Origin of the sequence: Paenibacillus sp. FSL M7-0656, from assembly GCF_038003225.1 — a bacterium.
In the GTDB taxonomy this organism is placed as follows: domain Bacteria; phylum Bacillota; class Bacilli; order Paenibacillales; family Paenibacillaceae; genus Paenibacillus; species Paenibacillus amylolyticus.
Genome location: NZ_JBBOOT010000001.1, coordinates 2,858,734 through 2,879,604, shown reverse-complemented (window position 1 = coordinate 2,879,604; position 20,871 = coordinate 2,858,734). Strand labels below are relative to the sequence as shown.

Genomic DNA, 20,871 nt, shown 5'->3' with positions numbered 1-20,871 from the left:
ATCATACCGATAATGACGATAAGAAGAGGCTGGTCATAGACCAAGCCTCTTCATGCGGTTATAGAGCGTTGCCCTGGAGATGCCAAGTTGCTTGGCGAGGGTTCGTTTGTTACCACTTGCTGCTTTCAGATATTGAATTAGAAGTTGCGCCTCATAGGTGTCCAATTTTTGCTGGTAGGTAACACCGGAGACAAGTTCGGAATCATCCGAGGGATCTGATTCGTCCACATTTGCAACTGTTCGAGGTTCTTGTTCTGCTCCTGCCGAATCCTGACGTTGCTGATATTCGTTGTTGGCATGTGAATGAATTCCGGATGTCAGTTGAATTTCGGACTGTTCTTGTATGGTGAGGGAAGTGAGGGTATCGGGCAGATATTCCTGCTTCACCTCACCATCTGTCGTCAGAATGGTCAGGCGTTCGATCACATTTCGTAATTCACGTACGTTGCCTGGCCAATCATATTGGAACAGCAACTTGAACACTTCAGGTGGAACCAACTCAATATGACGGTTATAGAGCAATGAGAATTCTTGAAGGAACGTCTGGGTTAATTCATATATATCTTCCTTGCGCATACGCAGAGGAGGGATGACTAGGTTAATGACATTCAGCCGATAGTAGAGATCTTCTCGGAATTGATTACGGGCAATCATACTCATTAGATTCTGGTTGGTTGCTGCGATAATCCGGCAGTCGGCCTGCTTCATACGCGTTCCCCCCACAGGAAAGTAACTCTTCTCCTGCAACACCCGAAGCAGTTTCACTTGCAATTCCAATGGCATCTCACCGATCTCATCCAGAAAAAGAGTACCCCCTTCGGCAAGCTCAATCTTGCCCTTTTTGCCTTTGGGATCCGCTCCGGAGAAGGCGCCTTTTTCGTAGCCGAATAATTCACTTTCAAACAAGGAAGCAGGGATTGCCCCACAGTTAATAGCGATGAACGGTGCAGTCTGCAATTCACGGAGATCATGAATGGCTTTGGCGAATAACTCCTTGCCTGTGCCGCTCTCCCCGAGAATAAGTACGGTTGCTGAGGTGGTGCTGATCTTGCGAATGGTCTCCATGCACTGCTTGATGACCGGGCTGCTGCCCTTGATTCTGGCAAATGGATCTAATTCGGGACGTAGCCGAGCAACGGCTTTCTCCAGGTGCTGGACTTTGGAGGTCATATGTAATAGTTCCTGATGTAATCGGATTTCGGTTGTTATATCCACTTCGGCAGCAACTGCACCCACAATATGTCCATCCAGTTGGACAGGACGAGCATTAATCAGGGCGAACAGGTCGGGCCGTGGCTGATGCTGTTTGCGATAGACCGTTTCGCCGGTATACAACGTCTTGAGAGACTGTAGCCGATCTGGAGGAAAAAAGTCCGCCGCGGGTTGTCCGATAATATCATTTTTGCTGATCGAAAAAACATGCTCCGCGCCAGTTGTCCAGTAGGCCACCTTGGCATCTTCATTAATTAATGTCAGAGCTGAACCCGCTGTCTCCAGTGTGGTCTCAAAATAAGCTTCTATTAGGCGATGCGCATGCATCATGGCATGCAAAACATCGGATACGGCGATATATCCCAATAGAGGGCCATCATCCTGAAGGAATAAATAAGAAGATGTGTCGAATAAGCAGAAGGCATCTACCAACGATGTTGATGACGGAATGGTAAGTGTGGGGAGGTCTGTATCCAGAACATCCATATCCGTACGCAATAAAGACATTAATTCTGGAAGTAAATGTTTCATCGATATCACCTCAGTTAGGGCATAACTTTCAGAACTGTACCTGTTACAAGGAACTTTTATGATCGGAGTAAATGGAAATATTTGAGTGAGATAGTTATCCATATTATAGCTTTCAAAGTGAAGTGTGTATAGATTTTTTGACATGAATCATACATAAGACAATCGGAAATAGTGGTTAATTTTGTTTTGTACAACTAGAATACGCTCTCAATCTGAAGCGAAAGTGAAGCATTCATGAACATGACAGTATCAGTTCGTTAATCTCAACACATTCACTGGGCAGGTTAAGTGATTCTATATGTTGACTCTCAATTTGTCCACACCATTAAGTATCGTCTGAATAATACTATACCAAGGACTGAAATGAATGAATTCAATCGAAGGAGGGTGATGAAATGGCGATTCTATCAACTGGGCCCATTGAGAATAATATTTCAGGAATAACGGGGATCCGACCAACTCAATCCGTTACGGTCAAAATCGATAACCGGAATGCGACAGAAATGTTCACAGTGCTTCTTCGGGGCTATTACCTTAATGGAGTCAGAACATTATATGTAGAAGAACTGCTCAATGTATCACCTAATCAGGTCATAACCAAAGTTTATAATGGGAATTTTGATGCTTTTGAGTTTGTATTTTCAACCTCAGACACGGCTGCTCCAGAAGCACAAATATCCGTATGGGGTAAAAATGCGGCAGGCGAATTAGTCGCGGCTCACCGATTGGTATCCAAGGAGTTATTGGGAGAAACGCTGAGCACAACGGGTGTAACTGGAGCCACTGGAGCCACGGGTATTACGGGAGTAACAGGAGGCACCGGAGCTACTGGAGTGACAGGAGCTACGGGAGTAACGGGAGGCACTGGGACCACCGGAGTAACAGGAGCCACGGGCGTTACGGGAGTAACGGGAAGCACCGGGGTCACCGGAGTAACAGGAGCCACGGGCGTTACGGGAGTAACGGGAAGCACCGGGGTCACCGGAGTAACAGGGGCCACGGGCGTTACGGGAAGCACCGGGGTCACCGGAGTAACAGGAGCGACGGGCGTTACGGGAGCAACGGGAAGCACCGGGGCCACCGGAGTGACAGGAACCACGGGCGTTACGGGAGTAACAGGAGGCACAGGGGCCACCGGAATAACAGGAGCCACGGGCGTTACGGGAGTAACGGGAAGCACCGGGGCCACCGGAGTGACAGGAGCCACGGGTGTTACGGGAGTAACGGGAAGCACTGGAGCTACTGGAGTGACAGGAGCGACTGGTGTTACAGGAGCAACGGGAAGTACCGGGGCTACCGGAGTGACAGGAGCCACTGGTGTTACGGGAGCAACGGGAAGCACCGGGGCTACTGGAGTGACAGGAGCCACTGGTGTTACGGGAGCCACGGGCATTTCTGGAGTAACGGGAAGCACTGGAGCTACTGGAGTGACAGGAGCGACTGGTGTTACAGGAGCAACGGGAAGTATCGGGGCTACCGGAGTGACAGGAGCCACGGGCATTTCTGGAGTAACGGGAAGCACTGGAGCTACTGGAGTGACAGGAGCGACTGGTGTTACAGGAGCAACGGGAAGTACCGGGGCTACCGGAGTAACAGGAGCCACGGGTATTACGGGAGTAACAGGAAGCACTGGGGTTACCGGAACAACAGGTGTCACTGGAGCAACCGGTACAGCAGGGCAAGGGTTGTCCTCTTATGCCTATATTTTTAATACTTCAGCTCAAACTGTAGCTATTGAAGCGGATGTAATCTTCGACAGCAACCAAAATCTTACTAATATTACTCATGCGCCCAATACCGCTGCGATTATTATTGGTAATGCCGGGGACTATGCGGTGTTTTTCAACGTTGCAGGTGTGCAGGCAAACCAATTCACCCTTTATCAAAACGGAGCCCCTGTAGGTGGCAGTGTCTATGGTTCAGGAGCTGGGACTCAACCGAATCCAGGCATGGTCATTATTACGGCTGCTCCCGGTGATGTGCTGACATTACGGAATCATTCCAGCGCATCAGCTGTTGGTCTGCAAACACTAGCAGGTGGAACACAGACCAATGCTAATGCTTCTATTCTTATTCAACAGTTAAGTGGTTAACTTTTAAATAATAAATGGGTGTGTCCAGAAAAATAGACATTTAAAATTGTGGTCCTATCTCATAATTAGTGGTTGACAGTCTTCGGTCGCAAATCATGGGAAGTTCTCACTTTAATAATTTTCGCATTAAAAGAGTCATAATATAAAGTCTAGCCGCTCTTTTTGAGTGGCTAGACTTTAGCTTAATTAATAGTTAAGTTCTCTCATTAAAAACATTATTACCGGCTAGGATTCCTGTAGAGCTCATAACCATCCTCTAGAACGCTGAAGTTCGTTAAACTTAGCATTTTTGTTTATCGCTTTAATATGCGGTGGGGTCGTTAGCGCTTGGAGCGAGAGAGCCCCTTTTCGTTATTGTATAACTTGGTTTACAGCCTTGGTTTAAATGCATCTCGATGTTCTCTCAGGAATGCATCAAGTGAACGCGGCGCTCTGCCAAGCAAGCGTTGGACCGTATCCGTCGGCTTCTCTGGCACAACGGAAGACATCGTCTGAATTTCCACAACGTGGTCTGCAAGCCAAGGAGGCATCTGTCCATGTTCGATCAGATCCGTTCGAAGCTCCTCGGGTTTGAGGTTGAAGAATCCGATCGGACGATTGAACAGGGTGGACATTTTATCTGCAGTCTGTGCATAAGTGAATGCTTCGGAACCGGTAAGCGTATAGATGCGGTTCACTGGTTTGTCTCTAGTCAGCACTTCTGTGGCAATATCTGCGATGTCTCGGCAATCGATGAAGTTGCACGGGGAATCTCCAATGCAGCCGAAGAATACATCTTGAGTTGTAATGGTTGGTGCGAGTCGGAGCAGATTTTGCATAAAAGCATAGGGCCGCAGCATTGTATATGTCATCCCGGATTTCACTAGAGCTTGCTCGATTTGTTCATGCCAGCCTGCTACAGTTACTGGTGAACGTTCGTCATATGCTGGGCTGGATATTTTGACGACATGCTTGACTCCCTCTTGCGCAGCCATCTGAATAATGGATGTCTCTAGTTCCACTTGTTTAGGGTTGTTGGATAACGCTAGAAATAGTTGACTGGTACCCGCCAAAGCTCTGCGCATGGATTCGGAATCATTTGCATCGGCAGCACAGATTTCAATCCCGGACAACGCCAAGTCCGCCATTTGTTGACGAAGCTTATCCGGCTTTCTACTTACTGCCCGAACGGGAATACCTCTTTCCATCAAACGTCTCAAAAGTACATTTCCAATCATGCCTGTTGCTCCAATAATAGTAATCATGTTTCAATCTCTCCTTATAATGAACTTGTTTATTTGATAATGTAAGCTCGCCAGCGCCATGTCATGATCGTACAAGCTATTGCACCGGACAATGGAAAATCGAACCCAATATGATCCAACCAAGCCCATGAAGAACTCGGGTTTACGATCTGCAATACATTAGAAATCCCCCACGCCGCCACCAAGCCAAACCCTGCGCCTGCAAGTGCCAAGCAGCCCACGACAATGATTCGGGGGGCTTTTGCCACCCACCGTGTGCGGTTCTTACGGTTACGAAGCCAGAGTCCGGCCCATAGAGCCATAAGCAGAGACGCCCCTCCAATCGTTGTTAAAGCTCGTAACTGAAGGACTTCATCAGCGGTAACGATTCCCCCGATGCTTGCCATGATGGCAGGAGACAAGTAGGCCGGGATTAATTCACGCCACAGCACAAAAGGTTTTGGGGGAGAATTAGCAGCTCGGTTTGGATAAGCTTCCTCGGAATGAATGGGGTCATTAAGGTTAACCATATCACTACTCCTTTTTGTTTAGAAATCACTGATTTGCTTTCATCTATAAGTAATTAGGAGCCTAACTATATGGCGATGAAAATGGGCTAGTTGAACTAGCCCGGTTCACCTTTCTTCGTTATGCTCCTAGGATTTTGGTTCGGAGAAGTCGTGTGACTCATCTGTAAGTGCAGCAATACCTTGTGTTACACGCCCCAGCAGGTTGAGAAACACACTCCTTTCCTCGATCGTAAGTAATCCAACCATCGCTTCCAGTCTGGCAAAATGTTCCGCAGCCATATCCGTTAGTTTCTTCGCACCTTTGGCGGTCAAAATGACTGACTTCTGACGACCATCAACGGAACTCGTCCGACGAGCAACCAGTCCGTCGCGTTCTAAAATCTCGATTAGACCAGTTACGGTAGCACGGGTTACACCCAGATTTTCCGCCAGTTGGGAGGGCAGTTCTTCTCCTTCGTGATCTTCAAGATCTGCCAACAGACGATATCGTCCTGTCGATAAACCAAATCTGGAGAAATGGATTTCTGCAGCATGCCCAAGTTTGGCTCCTGCTACCATCAGTCTGGATGCGACAAGCACGGCTTGTGCATCCACGTCTAATTGATAGCGATCAACCTGACGCTTCGTTTGTACTAACGAAGGGATGAGGTACATATCAGTTGTTGATTTGTTTTGATTGTCCATACATATAGTATGGTGCCTAACTATATAGTTGTCAACTTTTGTTTAGACCATTCGTCAAGTTGGATGCTCTCGTAAAGTGTTCGTACACAAAAAACCATGTGCCCAGAAAAAAAGAGGCGACATGGTTTTCTTTTGTCTTTTTTCATAAATATTGATCCAGCAGGAAAATAACTATCGGAACATATTCTTAACGACCATCCAGAGATTAGCCGGTTTTTCGGCCAAACGGCGAGTATAGTACGGATACCACATGGTGCCATAAGGTACGTAACAGCGAATGCGATAACCTTCTTTGGCGAGACGTTCCTGTTCGCTCATGCGCAGACCATATAACATCTGGAATTCAAAGGCATCCGGCGAGATTCCCCGATCCTTGGCGTATTGTTTCGTCCAGTTAATGATGTGATCATCATGAGAGGCAACCGCAGTGTACACACCCTGATCGAGGTGATTACGAATCATCGTTTTGAATTGATGAATGACTTCAGAAGTATTCTGATAGGCGACTGATCCGGGTTCTTTGTAAGCACCTTTAACCAGCCGAAGCCGAATACCTTCCCGAATCATATCACGTGTATCTTCTTCGGTGCGATGCAGGTAGGCTTGCAATACTGTGCCTGTATTATGCAGTCCTTCCGAGTGCAGTCTTCGGACAATATCCAGCGTTGCTTGAGTAAATGGACTATCCTCCATATCAATTCGAACAAATAGATCATGTAATTTGGCTTGTGTGGCAACGGTACGGATATTTCGGTAACCCTCTTCCGGGTCAAGTGCGAGGCCCATCTGGGTTGGTTTTAGCGAGACGTTGGAGTCTACGCCTTCACGTGCAATGCCTTCTACCAGGCGTACATACTCATCCCTGTACAATGCCGCTTCGCTCAGGCGGGTGATGCCTTCACCCAGATGATCGAGCGTAGCCATAATGCCTTTGTTATTGAGTATGCGGATCTCTTCGAGAGCTTCTTCCAAGGTGTTTCCTGCAATAAACTTGCCTGCCAGCTTCTTACCATATCTAATGGACAGGTTCTCTACAGCTTTGTTGCCTGCCACGGTTAATAAGGTTTTGCGATATATTTCCGTTCCCACACTCATTTTCGTTTCCTCCTTCGGCATTGTGCATCATTCGATCCAACTCGGTTAAATCATGCTTTTTATCCCTAATTAGAAGCAAGAAGCGTGCCAGAACCAGCAAGATTCAATATTTTTTATTTTTCAGCGAAAAATATTTCAATCCCAACCGGAGTTGGCACGGATTTTGCTACATATATTTGGTGATGAGTAACATGCAAAATAATTCAGGCGAGCAGCCAGCGAATCCCACATCCTGAAGGAGGAATCATTGATGAATATCCCTTTTGTTAACGAACCATTCACACCTTTTGCAGTCCAGGCGAATCAGGAAGCATTTGAAGACGCACTTCGTCAGGTAGAAGCTGAACTTGGGCAGGAATACCCGATTATTATTGGTGGGCAAAAAATAACAAGCAGCCGCACGTTAACTTCCGTGAACCCCGCAGCCAAGAATCAAGTTGTCGGAACGATCCATCAGGCAGATCAGGAATTGGCCGAAAAGGCCATTCAGACAGCAGCGGAGACATTCCACACATGGAAACATACTGACCCGAATGAACGAGCTCGTTATCTATACAAAGCAGCTGCCATTATGCGCCGTCGCAAGCATGAATTCTCCGCATGGATGGTCTATGAAGCCGGCAAGACTTGGCCGGAAGCCGATGCGGATACAGCGGAAGCCATTGATTTTATGGAATTCTATGCACGGGATATGCAGCGACTGAGTGAACCGCAGCCCCTCGTGCGGATTGCAGGAGAAGATAATGAACTGAGTTATATTCCGCTGGGCGTTGGTGTTGTTATTCCACCTTGGAACTTCCCGCTGGCAATTATGGCAGGCATGACCTCTGCTGCACTGGTATCTGGCAACACGGTGGTGTTAAAGCCAGCAAGTACAACTCCGGTGATTGCCGCCAAGTTTATGGAGCTGCTCGCAGAAGTTGGTCTGCCGGATGGCGTTGTGAACTTTTTACCAGGACCAGGCAGTGAAGTGGGTGATTATCTCGTGGATCATGCGCTCACCCGGTTTATCAGCTTCACTGGTTCCCGAGATGTGGGACTGCGAATTAATGAACGTGCAGCACGAACAGCTCCAGGTCAGAAGTGGATCAAACGGGTTATTGCAGAGATGGGCGGCAAGGATTCCATCGTAGTAGACAGTGACAGTGATCTGGAACTCGCGGCAGAGTCCATTACCGCTTCGGCATTTGGTTTCTCAGGACAGAAATGTTCGGCGTGTTCCCGTGCCATTATTCATAAGGATGTATATGATGAAGTATTGCAAAAAGTGATTGAACGGACACAGAAACTGACGATGGGTAGTCCGCTTGAAGTTGGCAGTCAGGTTGGGCCCGTTATCGATGACAAGGCCTATGCGAAGATCACGGAATATATTGAAATCGGCAAGGGTGAGGGGCGGCTTATGCACGGTGGCGGTACAGGGAACGTTGAAGGTTATTTCATTGAACCAACCATAATTGCCGATGTGGATCCCAAAGCCCGGATTGCTCAGGATGAGATTTTTGGACCTGTGCTTGCGTTCATCAAAGCAGAATCTTTCCAGGATGCTTTGGATATCGCCAATAATACAGACTATGGTCTGACCGGCGCGGTGATCTCACGTAATCGTGAACATCTGGAACAGGCAAGACGCGAATACTTTGCGGGTAATCTGTATTTCAACCGGAAATGTACCGGAGCACTGGTAGGCACACATCCATTTGGCGGATTTAACATGTCAGGCACGGATTCCAAGGCAGGTGGAAGAGACTATCTGCTGTTGTTTACCCAGGCGAAGCTGGTGTCGGAGAAATACTAGACAGAAACTCATAATCCAACTAAAAACTTCTTACATTCGCTTGAATAGTATGCTATTATCCCTGCAAATCCTTTTGTTCGTATAAGAAACACAGATGCTTATTGCCGAAGGCATAAGGAGGGTAACGGATGTTAGGTGTTCAGTTGGTACAGGAACAACGTATTCGGCTGTCCATCACGCCGGAGATGAAACAATCCTTTCATTTGCTAACCATGTCTGGCCAGGATCTGACCCGTTACTTGCTGGATGCGGCGGAGGAAAATCCAGTACTTGAGCTGGAAGAACAAGCTGCGCCTCTCGCCCGGATTCCGCGGAGAATGGATCAGCGCAGGTATGATTCCTATGATCCGTTGCTTCAGGCCAAAGGTGCCGAACCTACTCTGGAACAATTGCTGATTGCGCAAATTCGGGTGATGACACTTCCAGATGAATTGGAAAATATGGCCGTATATTTGGCAGGGTGCGTTAATGATGATGGTTATCTGACGGTTGAACTGGCAGAGGTGCAAGCAACACTTGAGCTTTCGATGAGCAAGATTGCAGCGGGACTGGAGCTTCTCCAATCGCTGGACCCTGCTGGTGTAGGAGCGCGGAATCTGCAAGAATGTCTGTTGCTCCAGATTAGACGTGATCCATTGGCTATTCAGTACGCTGAACGTATGGTGGAAGCGGGATTGGAAGCACTGGTTCCTTTTCACCCAGGTAGAACAGGGAGTCGATTAGGTATGACTTCACGGGAAGCTCAGACTGCCTATGACTATATTACACGTCTGGACCCCAAGCCCTGTCGATCCATCGGATGTACAGAACGGCCACATTACATTATTCCGGATGCCATTGTCAGGTTGCGTAACGGTGAGGCCCATTTTAGCCTGCATGCAGCAGGTAACCCTCGTGTATCGATGAATGAAGCGTGCTTCCGCTGGATCAGGGAAGAGGCTCCGGACGCAATCTGGTCTACCCGCGTGGCAGAGGCGAGGGCTATCATTCGGAGTGTACACTTGCGGCGCAGGACTTTAGTGCGTGTGCTGGCGGCAGTGATGGAAGAGCAGAAGCACTTTTGGGTCAAAGGCCCATCCGCGCTAAAACCGCTTAATTTGGCTGTTATTGCAGAGAAGATTGGCATGCATGAATCAACGGTAAGTCGTGCGGTGAACGGTAAATACATTGACACTCCGCATGGTGTATATGAACTCAGAGCTTTCTTTGCCTCGGGAATCGGCACAACGTCAGGGGATAAAACATCTGCCTCAGCGGTGAAACGTAGATTAAAAGAAATCATTCGCACGGAACAGACTCAGCGTCCCTACTCGGATCGTCATTTGGCCACACTGCTCGCCGAGGAGGGAATTGTCATCTCCCGCAGAACGGTTGCCAAGTACAGGGAGGAACTTCAGATTCTGCCTTCCCTTGAGCGTAAACGGTGGGCTTAATCGAATAACTGGCGTCTTATCATCTCTGAATACAAGAACCCCCGCAAACCGGATAAACGGTCTGTGGGGGTTCTTGTTAATTATTCGTGTTTGGATTGCTGCACAGTTTTCCTGATTACCTACAATCGTTCCATATTACGCAGGAAGTGTTCTCCGGCAATCCCTGGTGTAGTCATCTGTTCCGGATGAAGAATCTCTTCCAGTTCTTCCGGTGTCAGCAATCCGCGTTCCAAAATAATCTCTTGTAAGGAAAGTCCAGTCTTGAGCGCTTCCTTCACGATGGAAGCTGCCACATTATAACCCAAGTGCGGGTTCAATGCCGTAACCATACTGAAACTTTGGTTCATGATTAATTCGCAGCGCTCACGGTTAGCTTCCATCTCTTCAACTGCATAACGCGTGAAAACATCGATGCCGTTATTCATAATTTTCAGCGATTGCAGCAAGTTGAACGCAATAACTGGGCCCATGACATTCAGCTCGAATTGACCGGCTTCACACGCCATACAGATCGTATGGTCGTTCCCCATCACCTGGAAGGATACCTGGTTAATGACTTCCGCCATAACGGGGTTGACTTTGCCCGGCATAATGGACGAACCTGGCTGACGCGGTGGTAGGCGCAATTCATTGAATCCTGCACGCGGGCCTGAAGCCATCAAACGAATGTCATTACAGATTTTGGAAAGGCTAACCGCACATACCTTCAGCGCCGCTGAAAGTTCCAGATAGGCATCTGTGTTCTGCGTTGCATCCACGAGATCCTCAGCTGTTTGTAGTGGAAGTCCGGTAACATCAGACAGGTGCTCTGTAACCTTGACGATATATTCGGGTTTGGCATTGAGTCCTGTACCTACCGCAGTTGCACCCATGTTAATGGTAAGCAAGCGGCGATTGGCGAATTCAAGACGCTCAATATCCCGTCCGATGACACGGGCATAAGCTCCGAATTCTTGTCCAAGGCGAATAGGTACGGCATCCTGAAGATGGGTACGGCCAACCTTGACCACATCGTTGAATTCCACTTCTTTTTTACGAAACGCATCCTGTAGTCTTTTCATGGTAGCGAGTAACGTCTCCGACAGTTGATACGCCGCAATGCGCAGTGCTGTAGGAACCACGTCATTAGTAGATTGGGACATGTTCACATGATTATTGGGATTGCAATGGAAGTAGTCTCCCTTGCTTTTGGTTAACAGTTCCAGCCCGCGGTTGGCCAAAATTTCGTTCATATTCATATTCATGGAGGTGCCTGCACCGCCCTGAATGGAGTCTACAATAAAATGATCCAGATGATGGCCTTTCATCATTTCTTCAGCTGCCATGACGATCACATCGCCAATCTTGCTCGGCAGCATCTTCAACTCCATGTTGGTAATCGCTGCTGCCTTCTTCACCGCAGCCAGAGCCGTGATCAGCTCCCGGTGTACCGGAACGCCGGTAATCGGGAAGTTTTCCACGGCCCGTACCGTCTGAATTCCGTAATAAGCATAAGCCGGGATTTCTTTTTCACCGATAAAATCTTTCTCCGTCCGTGTGGACATAGTAGACATCTCGTTCGCCTCCAGTGGCATCAATAAAAATAGTTCGGCTTCAGCGTTGCTGAAGCGCACTCAGTATATCATTTAAGCAAAATGGATGCCAATCTAAATCATTTGACCTCTTGTGCCGATAATAAATAAAATTAGGGATATCCAAGCTTGTCTTATACATTATGCGCTTTATGGTAGAGAAGTCATGCATGAACGGCAAGTATGGGAGGAATAGAACGTTTTCAGTGATGTATATCACATGAAATTTGGTACTTGATTGGTAAAATAGGAAAAAAGGACTACGGGGTGCGCACATGAAATGGACTTTAGGAGCAAAGACTGTCGCAGGTCTGGTACTGATTTCGATTATTACCTACGGAACTAGCGGCTTTTTTATATTTTTTGTCAAAGACTGGATTACATTAGATATTCCGAATTGGGTATACATATCGATTATTTTGATCATGGGAGTATGCTGGAACGGGATTCTGGGATGGTTTGCCTCACGCTGGCTGACTCGTCCAATCGTTCACCTGTCCCGGGCTGCACAGCAGGTGTCAGCGGGTGATCTGACAACCGAAATTCCGCAGCGACGCACGCAGGATGAACTTACCGTATTATATGATGCTTTTCGCGCAATGGTTTCTAACCTTCGAAGCATTGTAAATGATATTGCAGACAGTACAAGAACGACTTCACAGAACGCACAGTCTCTGAGTGAAGCGATTACCCAGGCTGCCGAACAGATCGAGATGATGTCGGATGCGGTAGATCATATTGCGGTAGGCGTAGAAGAGCAGAAGGTCACTTCCCATCAATCTCTGATCACTGCGGATGAGATGCTGAACGATTTCCAGCGTATGCATAGCCAGTCCATGGACATGACAGAGATGTCCGGTCAGATGGAACGATCGGTGGATCATACCAAACAGACTTTCTCATCGTTGATGAAGGGGATGGACGAGCTGGCCGAGTCGCACAATCGTTCCCGCGACATTATGCTGTTGCTGGAGAAGGAAGCCTCCGATATCGAGGTAATTACCCATTCTGTCAAAAACATTGCTGAGGAAACAGGGTTACTTGCCCTGAATGCTTCTATTGAGGCTGCACGAGCTGGAGAAGAGGGTTCTGGATTTGCAGTCGTGGCGCAGCAGATCCGCAAGCTGGCAGACGAAAGTAAGGAATCGGTACATCGTATTAATGAGCTGATAAGTCGTGTGCAGCAACGGATCAGGGAGACAGCCCAACTGTCTCATGAGCAGCATGGTCTCGTGGTCAATGAATCGGAGCGGACCATCTCTGTGGATCAGACGTTGCATGAGCTGACAGGCACAGTGGAAGTATTTATGAAGGGTGCGCATGATATCGGTTCCAAGATCGCAGAACAGACTGGTCGCGTGGAGCAAACGCACGGTCATGTGAAGAAGATCCAGGGGAAAGCCGGATCGTTCTCGGATGAGGCGAGACGAATTATGGATGCCGCACACGAAGAGACAGCCATCATGGAGGAGATTTCATCCTCGGCGGAAGAACTGAGACAATTAACCGATCGGTTATTAGACAAAACCAAAGCATTCCGGATGCAGCCTTAAGCTGTGTTCGGGATTTTTTTTGTTTTTGAAGAAAAGTTTTGGCATGAGAATTTGCTTATTCTGGTTAAAGCCGAACGTTCTTTCGTGAAAACGGAAATTTGTAAAGATTATTTTATGAAAGATTAACAAATTCGCAACTTGCAGGCGATAAATGAAGATATAATAGGATTATCACAACAGATAAAGGAGCCCAGTATATTGAAAACTTGGACAGGTATCCTGCTGATGATTATTTTGGCGGTAGCTACGATTAGTACAACTTCGGCTGCCAGAACCATGAATGAATCGCAAAAACAGCTTAATATAGATGATCAATCCAGCCAGACCGCAGTGGTCGAGGCTTCCAATATAGATAAAATGCATGACACAGCGAAGACAACACAGGAATCCATTCCCGTGAAAGAGGAATATGTTTCGGTAGCTCCAGAGAATAAGAACGTCAGATTATACCCTATGAAAGTTGAGGGTTCAGGTTATATATATAACGGAATGATTTTAGAAGTGGACGGTAAAACGCAAGAATTTAGTGATTGGCAGGGAGAAGGTGGGTCTTACAAACCCGAAGTGCACGAGCTGGATCTGAATGGAGACGGCCAGAAAGAAATTATTGTTCTGTACACGGAAGGTCATGGAACAGGTATTTATTTGGGACAAGCACGTATCATTAATCCGGTAACGCTGGAGGAGATGAAGATGCAATCTCTGGATGAGATTGCGAAACAGCATGTGAAGTCAAAAGTTACGGTTAGATCAGACCGCGTGGATGTTGATGTCGCCGTTGATGGCGTTCAAGCAGAACCTTTACGGATTGAGGAAGATACAAGTGGCGGCGTATATAACGAAGAGTTGGGATTCGGTGGAGTAACCTATTACAGTGTAGAAGATGGTCAGCTTGTCGTATCAGCAGCAGGATCTTACGGTGCGGCTTTATATGCGGGTGATCTGACATTCACTTATGAGTATCAAGATGGCGAGTGGAAGGCCGTAGATTTGAAGTACAGTATGGAAGTGTATGAAGAAGAATATTATGAAACTTTTGATTAATGGCGTCATGTTGATATCGTAATACAGCGGGAATTGAAAGTTCTCGAGTGTGGAGTTAAGTGAACATCTGACAAGAATATCTTCCTTACTCCGTATACGGACAGTGGGAAACAGGGCGAGGCTGAAAAAAAATCGGGACATACAGCCTCGTTTTGTGCTGCCCGGAAATAGGCACAGTGTACTAAAAACGTAGGAAACAATTGACTTTATCGCTTTAGTCGTTTAAATGTATAAAGGACGAATCATTTTAACATTCAGGAGGGATTTTGATGAAGAAAAAGGTTGTACTGGGTTTGATGGTAGGCACATTAACGCTTGGAATCGGAACAGGTGCACTCGCAGCAACAGGACTGGAACAGATTAAAGCCTATCTGAACAGCAAGATTACGCTAAAAATGAATGGTGCCACGGTGACAGCCAAAGATGCCAATGGTAAAACAGTGTTGCCTATCACTTACAACGGAACGACTTATTTGCCTGTGCGTGCTGTGGGATCCTTGCTTGGGACAGAGATCACTTATGACAGTGCAACTTCATCCGTCCTGATTGGCGGAAAGAATGGATCTGAGCCCGTAACCAACGGAAAAGTAACGCTGAGTGCACTTGGAACATCCGTACTGGGATCTACCGCTTGGCACACCAAAGATCCTAAGGATACCACATATAAAGGCAAGGATTACAAGGATGTTTATCTGCATAATGATCCTACGAAACAGGGGGATGATATCCAGATTAATACGGGTAAAAAGTATTCTTCTCTGCACTTGGAACTTGCCGCGCTGAAAGGAAATCAGGAGATTCATATCTATGATCAGGATCTCGCGACACTCAAAAAGTTCAATATCACTCCAGAAAGCGGTATGATGAGTCTAGATGTGGATGTTAAAGGTACAGACGCTGTCTATGTAGAGATTGTATCTGAAGATCCGGGTTCGGCTCTGTTTGTACCGCTCACAACATCGTATCTGACGAAGTAAAACACAATCTGCAAGTTTGCGACCTTACAGAAGGGGCAAGACAAGCATAAACATAAAAAAACGATGATTCACTAGGCGATTCCTGAACCGTATCCGGTATTCAGAGTTGCCTGGTGAACATCGTTTTTATTTTCTTTTTGTTACGAATATTAACGAATGACGGTATCCAGCGGTTTGAGATTGGCTTCAATCTCGGCGCGGCGACCTTCAAGGAATGGAGGCAAAGCAAGCGATTCACCCAGATGCTCCAATTCTTCGTCTGTATCAAATCCCGGACCATCAGTTGCAAGTTCGAACAGAATACCGTTTGCTTCACGGAAGTACAGGGAGCGGAAGTAGAAGCGATCTACAAAACCGGAGTTAGGGAATTGGAAGTTACGAACCCGTTCCACCCATTGTTTCAGTTCTTCTTCGTTATCCACACGGAATGCAACATGGTGTACGCTGCCACGTCCAGGACGCTCTTGGGCAAGGTCATTCCGTTCCTCAACATGCACCTCGGAGCCGCTGCCACCTTCACCGGATTCAAAAACGAGTACATCAGGTTGACCTGGAGTAAAGGCAGGGTAACTTCCTTTAGCTCTGAAACCGAGCAATTCTGTAAGAACCGGAGCGGTAAGGGAAGCATCTTTTACCGTAAGATGGATAGGGCCAAGACCTACAATGCCATACTCGGCAGGCACAGGACTCTGATCCCATGGTTTACCACCAGCGACACCTGTGTTGTTTTCATCCGAGACCAGAATCAGACGTTGTCCTTCAAAGTCTGTGAACGAAAGCGTGGCACGACCACCCCGTTCAACAATCTCTCCATGTGGGACTTCGAATTCGTCAAAACGCTGCTGCCAGTAAGTCAGTGCTGCATCACTTGGAACGCGCAGTGACGTTCCGGATATGCTGTTCACCCCTTCACGAGTCTGTCCGGCCATCGGAATCTCGAAGAAGGTAAGTTCGGTACCCGGATTGCCTTTTTCATCGCCATAGAAGAGATGGTAGACGGACACGTCGTCCTGGTTGACCGTTTTTTTAATGAGGCGCAGACCCATGATGTTGGTGTAGAAACGATAGTTCTGATCGGCATGTGCTGTAAGAGCGGATACGTGGTGAAGTCCTTTGATTTGCATATTAATTCCTCCTAATTTAGGTTATACGTTCAACTAAGGATTATTTACACTGGCACTCCGATGACAGAACAACCTTCCGATCGCTGTTATCCCCAGATTTTTTGACTCCTTTTTTGAAAGGGGAAATCCGGGGATAGCATATGCTTCCGATGTAGCTTTCTTTCAGAAAGCTTTTAGGCGAACGCTCTGCTTCTTCAGGTTATTTCTGTCCTCTCCGTTATCGTGTAAAAGTTCAGTTGAACATTTTTTGAGTTTATTTTAATTTATTCTTTTTTAAGAAAGTTACTAACTTTTCGTTTGTTTTGTTTCTGAATTTATCTTAACATAAAGATATTTAAATTACAATGCTTATTTAGAATTCCAACTGGACAGTACTTTCATTCAATGGCAAAATGAAAAAGTTAACATTAAAGAGAGATACTGTTTGTGAGATCCTTGTAAAGGAGAGAAGAGATTCATGGCGTATCCAACATGGCTGGACCCTTATGATGCAGAGCCGTTTATCCTGTTCTCCACTTCACATATCGTTTCAATTAGCGTAATTACAGCATTGATTGTACTGATGTTTTTGCTTCGACACCATCTTCGATCATGGTCAGAGAGGGCACGCCGCATACTGCGAATTGTTCTGGCTTGTATCATGTTTGCCTGTGAAATCGTGTTGCAACTCTGGTATGTGTATGGAGGGATATGGAGCCTGCAGACGTCACTGCCACTCGAACTATGCAGTCTGTCTCTGCTATTATCGGCGTTGTTACTGTTAACACGCAGTCGACTGTTACATTCTGCACTGCTGTTTGCAGGTATTGCTGGAGCCCTTATGGCGATCCTTACGCCTAATCTGGGTTATGGTTATGCACATTTTCGATTCATTCAATTTTTCGTTGCTCATGCCTGCATTATTCTGGCTTTACTCTACATGACCTGGGTGGAACAGCTGCGACCTAGCTGGAGATCTGTAGCAGGTTCGACGATATTTGTGAATGTGGCAGCACTAATCGTATACGTTGTAGATGTCATGCTTGACGCGAATTACATGTTTTTGAGACACAAACCGAGTACACCCTCGGTGCTGGATGTGCTAGGTCCGTATCCCATGTACATCCTTGGGGAAGAGATCCTTGCATTAGTCTTGTTCTCGCTGATGTACATTTTGCTCTTTGCCATTCCAGATCGGTTGAAGCATCGTGTGAAAAAAGGTAAAAGCTCCGCGGTATAGGGATAATCCTAGTAGTTGCGCCTGCGCCGCATTATAAACTCTTTATATAAAACATCCCGCAGTAATCTGAACGGATCAGATTGCTTACGGGATGTTTTGGCGTTGTCCCTGGAAGGGACCAACTTATCTTTATATTTTTATCCACGGAGCAGAGATTCCGCACCATCCACATAGATTCGTGTACCTGTAACATGAGAGGCTTCATCGGAAGCGAGGAACAGGACGAGGTTTGCGACTTGCTTCGACGTTCCGGGTTCGCCCTTAAGCGGATGTTCATGACCCTCAGGGAATTCAACGGGAATCTGTACTTCTTTCAGATCATCCGACGGATAGGTATTATCATCAATATTGGTATCGATGGCACCTGGGCAGACGGCGTTTACACGGATCTTATAACGAGCCAGCTCCAGTGCAGCCATCTTGGTAAACGCAGTTTGTCCCGCTTTGCTGGAAGCGTATGCAGAGAAACCGATCCCTGAGAAGACCCGGTTACCGTTGATGGAACTGGTGATAATGATGCTGCCGCCATGTTCTTTCAGATGGGGAATAGCATATTTTACGGTTGCGAAGGTTCCTCGCATATTGATCTCCATCGTCTGGTCCCAGTCCTCGATTTCCATCGTTTCAATCGGGGCCATTGTTCCGTTAATGCCTGCATTTGCAAATATAATATCCAGTTTACCCGCTTCAGCCGCAGCCTGATTGATCGCCTTCTGCACATTATCCGGTTTGGAGATATCACATTCGATCACATACGCTTCTCCACCAGCCTTTTCAATCGTCTGCTTGGTTTCCTCCGCATTTTCGGGTGTGCGATCCAGCATGTACACTTTGGCCCCATGCTCGGCGAATCGAATAGCAGTAGCCTGACCAATACCGGATCCACCTCCGGTTACAATCGCGACTTTGCCTTCCAAACGTTGTTCTGTCATCTCTGATCCCTCCAAGAGTTAGATTATCGTTGTACGCTCTACTTCTAACATACCCGGCTCAAGATGCGTGAATCATATGTGTATATATCAAAAAGAACAGGACCGCAATGCGGCCCTGTTCTTTGAACAGATCATCTTCATGATCTGTCTGCAGTAATATTATTTTGGCATGTGTGATAGAAGACATCCTTAGGTCATGCCCTGGCTTACTTATGTTTCTTCCAGTCCATTGCACTGTTATTGAGCAAATATTCGAAATCGTTATCTCGGCGCTTCTGCTCCGCTTGGCGAGCTTCTTCTGCTTGCTGACGTTCCTGCTCTTTAAGAGCCGCTTCAGTAGCCTTCGCTTCATCCGCCTGAGCTTTCAGCTTCTCCAGCACATCACTGCTAAGCAGATCCTTCAGTGTTGTGGGTTTATCCTGTGCTACTGCTGCTTTGGGAGCAGGAGTGCGTTTTTTGGATTTTGCCATAGGAAAATCTCCTTTCCAAACATGAATCAGGTTCCATTTATCGTACAGTAGTCATAGTATATCAGGTTCCCGTAAAGCATTCCATGAATCTCCGGAACAAAAGCAGGAAAACGAGGGTTGCGTGACGAATGAAAACGGGTATAAAATCATATACTATTACCGATACTGCGACTATTCCCTGGAGAAAGGAGTCGTTGTTCGTGGAAGTAAACCGTGGTTTACTGAAAGGGCTTGCATGGGGCGTTGCCTTTAGCTGCCCGTTATGGATTGCGATTATCGGCTGGTTACGTTTGATGGGATGGATGTATTGAGGATGATGCCGGAAGAGGTCATTTTTTATAAAGTCATATATGTAACCGCTATCATTAAAATCAATAAATAAAGCTCTGCCTTGCGAGATACGCACAGGACAGAGCTTTTGTTTGTTTAGAGTTCCTTTCAAGTCATAACCATGGATTATTATCCGTTTGGAAAGGAAGTTAATTAAGGCATTTTTACCGGTTCTGGATACTTCAGACCGTGGGTGTCTACCGTAACTTTTTTCATAACTTGATCCGTAACGGGTTTGTCACCTTCACCTATTTTCTGAGCTGCAATGTTATCCACAACTTCCATACCTTCGGTCACTTTTCCAAAAGTAGCATAGGCATTATCCAAATGATCCGCGTCAGCTAACATGATGAAGAATTGGGAGCCTGCGGAATCCAGATCTCCATCTTTTCGTGCCATGGAAATAACTCCGCGAGTATGATTCAGGTGGTTTTTGTGACCGTTGGATGTAAATTCGCCCTTAATCGTGTATCCCGGGCCGCCCGAACCGTTACCATTTGGGTCACCACTTTGAACCATAAAGCCCGGAATGACCCGGTGAAAGATCAGGCCGTCATAGAACCCTTTATTCGCAAGGGAAATGAAATTATACACCGTGTTGGGCGCAATCTCGGGATAGAGCTCAATAACGATCTTTTTACCATCCTGCATCTCAATGGTAGCCACCGGGTTTGGACCTTCAGGTGCGGCCGGGACCGGCGCTTGCTCGGCACTGGTTGCAGGGCGTCCGCAACCACTAATGACGATAAGCAGCATCGCAAGAACGAGCGATACTGCGGTTGTTTTTTTCCACCGTAAAGACATGAAAACGTTCCTCCTTGCATCTCTGCATTATATATTTTCTCCAAATCATATTTGGATATTTACCCAACTATCATACCGTTTTTGTGGACAAGATGGCAATGTAATACATGTGTTTGTGGTGAACAAGGGATGGCCTTCATAGAATGATGGGTGTAAAATAAGGAAAATGCTTCCGCATCGGGGACGTACGGGTCTGTTCCGTCCGCTCCAATACACGGCAGTCCCGGCGTCAGTAACGGAAAGGGCGT

17 protein-coding genes are annotated in these 20,871 nt (G+C 46.9%); 7 read left to right on the top strand and 10 right to left on the bottom strand.

The features are described 5' to 3' along the window. Positions 1-33 precede the first annotated feature (33 nt). The gene (locus MHI01_RS12785; RefSeq protein WP_340983259.1) at positions 34-1,743 is read right to left on the bottom strand and encodes a sigma-54 interaction domain-containing protein; all 1,710 of its coding nucleotides are present in this window, start codon (positions 1,741-1,743) and stop codon (positions 34-36) included. Between the two features lie 395 nt (positions 1,744-2,138). On the opposite strand from MHI01_RS12785, the gene MHI01_RS12780 reads away from it, so the two are divergent. Further along, positions 2,139-3,836, top strand: a complete 1,698-nt coding sequence (locus MHI01_RS12780; RefSeq protein WP_340983258.1) for a beta strand repeat-containing protein — start codon at positions 2,139-2,141, stop codon at positions 3,834-3,836. A 368-nt stretch (positions 3,837-4,204) separates the two neighbouring features. Here the strand turns inward: MHI01_RS12780 and MHI01_RS12775 are convergent, their stop codons facing one another. From MHI01_RS12775 to MHI01_RS12760, 4 genes are all read right to left on the bottom strand, one after another. Beyond that, positions 4,205-5,080, bottom strand: coding sequence for an SDR family oxidoreductase (locus MHI01_RS12775; protein WP_340983257.1), 876 nt, complete (start codon positions 5,078-5,080; stop codon positions 4,205-4,207). 29 nt (positions 5,081-5,109) lie between these two features. After that, positions 5,110-5,589, bottom strand: coding sequence for a hypothetical protein (locus tag MHI01_RS12770; protein ID WP_340983256.1), 480 nt, complete (start codon positions 5,587-5,589; stop codon positions 5,110-5,112). Between the two features lie 126 nt (positions 5,590-5,715). Then, the gene (locus MHI01_RS12765; RefSeq protein WP_047841886.1) at positions 5,716-6,273 is read right to left on the bottom strand and encodes a MarR family winged helix-turn-helix transcriptional regulator; all 558 of its coding nucleotides are present in this window, start codon (positions 6,271-6,273) and stop codon (positions 5,716-5,718) included. Positions 6,274-6,444: 171 nt separating this feature from the next. Beyond that, complete coding sequence (locus MHI01_RS12760; protein WP_210109584.1) at positions 6,445-7,368, bottom strand: proline dehydrogenase family protein; 924 nt, start codon at positions 7,366-7,368, stop codon at positions 6,445-6,447. Positions 7,369-7,618: 250 nt separating this feature from the next. Between MHI01_RS12760 and pruA the strand changes: the two genes are divergently transcribed. Further along, positions 7,619-9,166 carry an L-glutamate gamma-semialdehyde dehydrogenase gene (pruA, locus tag MHI01_RS12755; RefSeq protein WP_340983254.1) on the top strand — a complete coding sequence of 516 codons (1,548 nt, stop codon included), beginning with the start codon at positions 7,619-7,621 and terminating at the stop codon, positions 9,164-9,166. 128 nt (positions 9,167-9,294) lie between these two features. Next, complete coding sequence (rpoN, locus tag MHI01_RS12750) at positions 9,295-10,599, top strand: RNA polymerase factor sigma-54 (protein ID WP_307414689.1); 1,305 nt, start codon at positions 9,295-9,297, stop codon at positions 10,597-10,599. 119 nt (positions 10,600-10,718) lie between these two features. On the opposite strand, the gene MHI01_RS12745 is transcribed toward rpoN, so the two are convergent. Then, the gene (locus MHI01_RS12745) at positions 10,719-12,152 is read right to left on the bottom strand and encodes an aspartate ammonia-lyase (protein ID WP_307414688.1); all 1,434 of its coding nucleotides are present in this window, start codon (positions 12,150-12,152) and stop codon (positions 10,719-10,721) included. Positions 12,153-12,445: 293 nt separating this feature from the next. On the opposite strand from MHI01_RS12745, the gene MHI01_RS12740 reads away from it, so the two are divergent. The 3 genes from MHI01_RS12740 (at position 12,446) to MHI01_RS12730 (ending at position 15,744) form a co-directional block, all read left to right on the top strand. Continuing rightward, positions 12,446-13,723: a methyl-accepting chemotaxis protein gene (locus tag MHI01_RS12740; protein WP_221819020.1), complete on the top strand. Its 1,278-nt coding sequence runs from the start codon at positions 12,446-12,448 to the stop codon at positions 13,721-13,723. Between the two features lie 198 nt (positions 13,724-13,921). Next, a complete protein-coding gene (locus MHI01_RS12735; RefSeq protein WP_340983253.1) occupies positions 13,922-14,767 on the top strand; it encodes a hypothetical protein in 846 nt (281 codons plus the stop codon). A 269-nt stretch (positions 14,768-15,036) separates the two neighbouring features. Then, complete coding sequence (locus MHI01_RS12730; protein ID WP_340983252.1) at positions 15,037-15,744, top strand: stalk domain-containing protein; 708 nt, start codon at positions 15,037-15,039, stop codon at positions 15,742-15,744. A gap of 149 nt (positions 15,745-15,893) precedes the next feature. Here MHI01_RS12730 and MHI01_RS12725 read toward each other — a convergent pair whose 3' ends face one another. Further along, complete coding sequence (locus MHI01_RS12725) at positions 15,894-16,868, bottom strand: ring-cleaving dioxygenase (protein ID WP_076251315.1); 975 nt, start codon at positions 16,866-16,868, stop codon at positions 15,894-15,896. Between the two features lie 457 nt (positions 16,869-17,325). On the opposite strand from MHI01_RS12725, the gene MHI01_RS12720 reads away from it, so the two are divergent. Next, positions 17,326-18,087 carry a YwaF family protein gene (locus MHI01_RS12720; protein ID WP_340983251.1) on the top strand — a complete coding sequence of 254 codons (762 nt, stop codon included), beginning with the start codon at positions 17,326-17,328 and terminating at the stop codon, positions 18,085-18,087. A 137-nt stretch (positions 18,088-18,224) separates the two neighbouring features. On the opposite strand, the gene MHI01_RS12715 is transcribed toward MHI01_RS12720, so the two are convergent. The 3 genes from MHI01_RS12715 to MHI01_RS12705 form a co-directional block, all read right to left on the bottom strand. Further along, positions 18,225-19,019 (bottom strand): SDR family oxidoreductase, encoded by a 795-nt coding sequence (locus MHI01_RS12715; protein WP_036612094.1) that lies wholly within the window; start codon positions 19,017-19,019, stop codon positions 18,225-18,227. 206 nt (positions 19,020-19,225) lie between these two features. After that, positions 19,226-19,489 (bottom strand): YqkE family protein, encoded by a 264-nt coding sequence (locus tag MHI01_RS12710; RefSeq protein ID WP_076251319.1) that lies wholly within the window; start codon positions 19,487-19,489, stop codon positions 19,226-19,228. Between the two features lie 483 nt (positions 19,490-19,972). Further along, entirely contained in the window at positions 19,973-20,623 is a 651-nt protein-coding gene (locus MHI01_RS12705) for a peptidylprolyl isomerase (RefSeq protein ID WP_340983250.1), read from the bottom strand. Positions 20,624-20,871: the final 248 nt, after the last annotated feature.

What these genes read in the sequence shown, in the direction of transcription:
- MHI01_RS12785 (WP_340983259.1), bottom strand. Translation starts at nt 1,743, where the DNA reads ATGAAACATTTACTTCCAGAATTAATGTCTTTATTGCGTACGGATATG.
- MHI01_RS12780 (WP_340983258.1), top strand. Translation starts at nt 2,139, where the DNA reads ATGGCGATTCTATCAACTGGGCCCATTGAGAATAATATTTCAGGAATA.
- MHI01_RS12775 (WP_340983257.1), bottom strand. Translation starts at nt 5,080, where the DNA reads ATGATTACTATTATTGGAGCAACAGGCATGATTGGAAATGTACTTTTG.
- MHI01_RS12770 (WP_340983256.1), bottom strand. Translation starts at nt 5,589, where the DNA reads ATGGTTAACCTTAATGACCCCATTCATTCCGAGGAAGCTTATCCAAAC.
- MHI01_RS12765 (WP_047841886.1), bottom strand. Translation starts at nt 6,273, where the DNA reads ATGGACAATCAAAACAAATCAACAACTGATATGTACCTCATCCCTTCG.
- MHI01_RS12760 (WP_210109584.1), bottom strand. Translation starts at nt 7,368, where the DNA reads ATGAGTGTGGGAACGGAAATATATCGCAAAACCTTATTAACCGTGGCA.
- pruA (WP_340983254.1), top strand. Translation starts at nt 7,619, where the DNA reads ATGAATATCCCTTTTGTTAACGAACCATTCACACCTTTTGCAGTCCAG.
- rpoN (WP_307414689.1), top strand. Translation starts at nt 9,295, where the DNA reads ATGTTAGGTGTTCAGTTGGTACAGGAACAACGTATTCGGCTGTCCATC.
- MHI01_RS12745 (WP_307414688.1), bottom strand. Translation starts at nt 12,152, where the DNA reads ATGTCTACTATGTCCACACGGACGGAGAAAGATTTTATCGGTGAAAAA.
- MHI01_RS12740 (WP_221819020.1), top strand. Translation starts at nt 12,446, where the DNA reads ATGAAATGGACTTTAGGAGCAAAGACTGTCGCAGGTCTGGTACTGATT.
- MHI01_RS12730 (WP_340983252.1), top strand. Translation starts at nt 15,037, where the DNA reads ATGAAGAAAAAGGTTGTACTGGGTTTGATGGTAGGCACATTAACGCTT.
- MHI01_RS12725 (WP_076251315.1), bottom strand. Translation starts at nt 16,868, where the DNA reads ATGCAAATCAAAGGACTTCACCACGTATCCGCTCTTACAGCACATGCC.
- MHI01_RS12720 (WP_340983251.1), top strand. Translation starts at nt 17,326, where the DNA reads ATGGCGTATCCAACATGGCTGGACCCTTATGATGCAGAGCCGTTTATC.
- MHI01_RS12715 (WP_036612094.1), bottom strand. Translation starts at nt 19,019, where the DNA reads ATGACAGAACAACGTTTGGAAGGCAAAGTCGCGATTGTAACCGGAGGT.
- MHI01_RS12710 (WP_076251319.1), bottom strand. Translation starts at nt 19,489, where the DNA reads ATGGCAAAATCCAAAAAACGCACTCCTGCTCCCAAAGCAGCAGTAGCA.
- MHI01_RS12705 (WP_340983250.1), bottom strand. Translation starts at nt 20,623, where the DNA reads ATGTCTTTACGGTGGAAAAAAACAACCGCAGTATCGCTCGTTCTTGCG.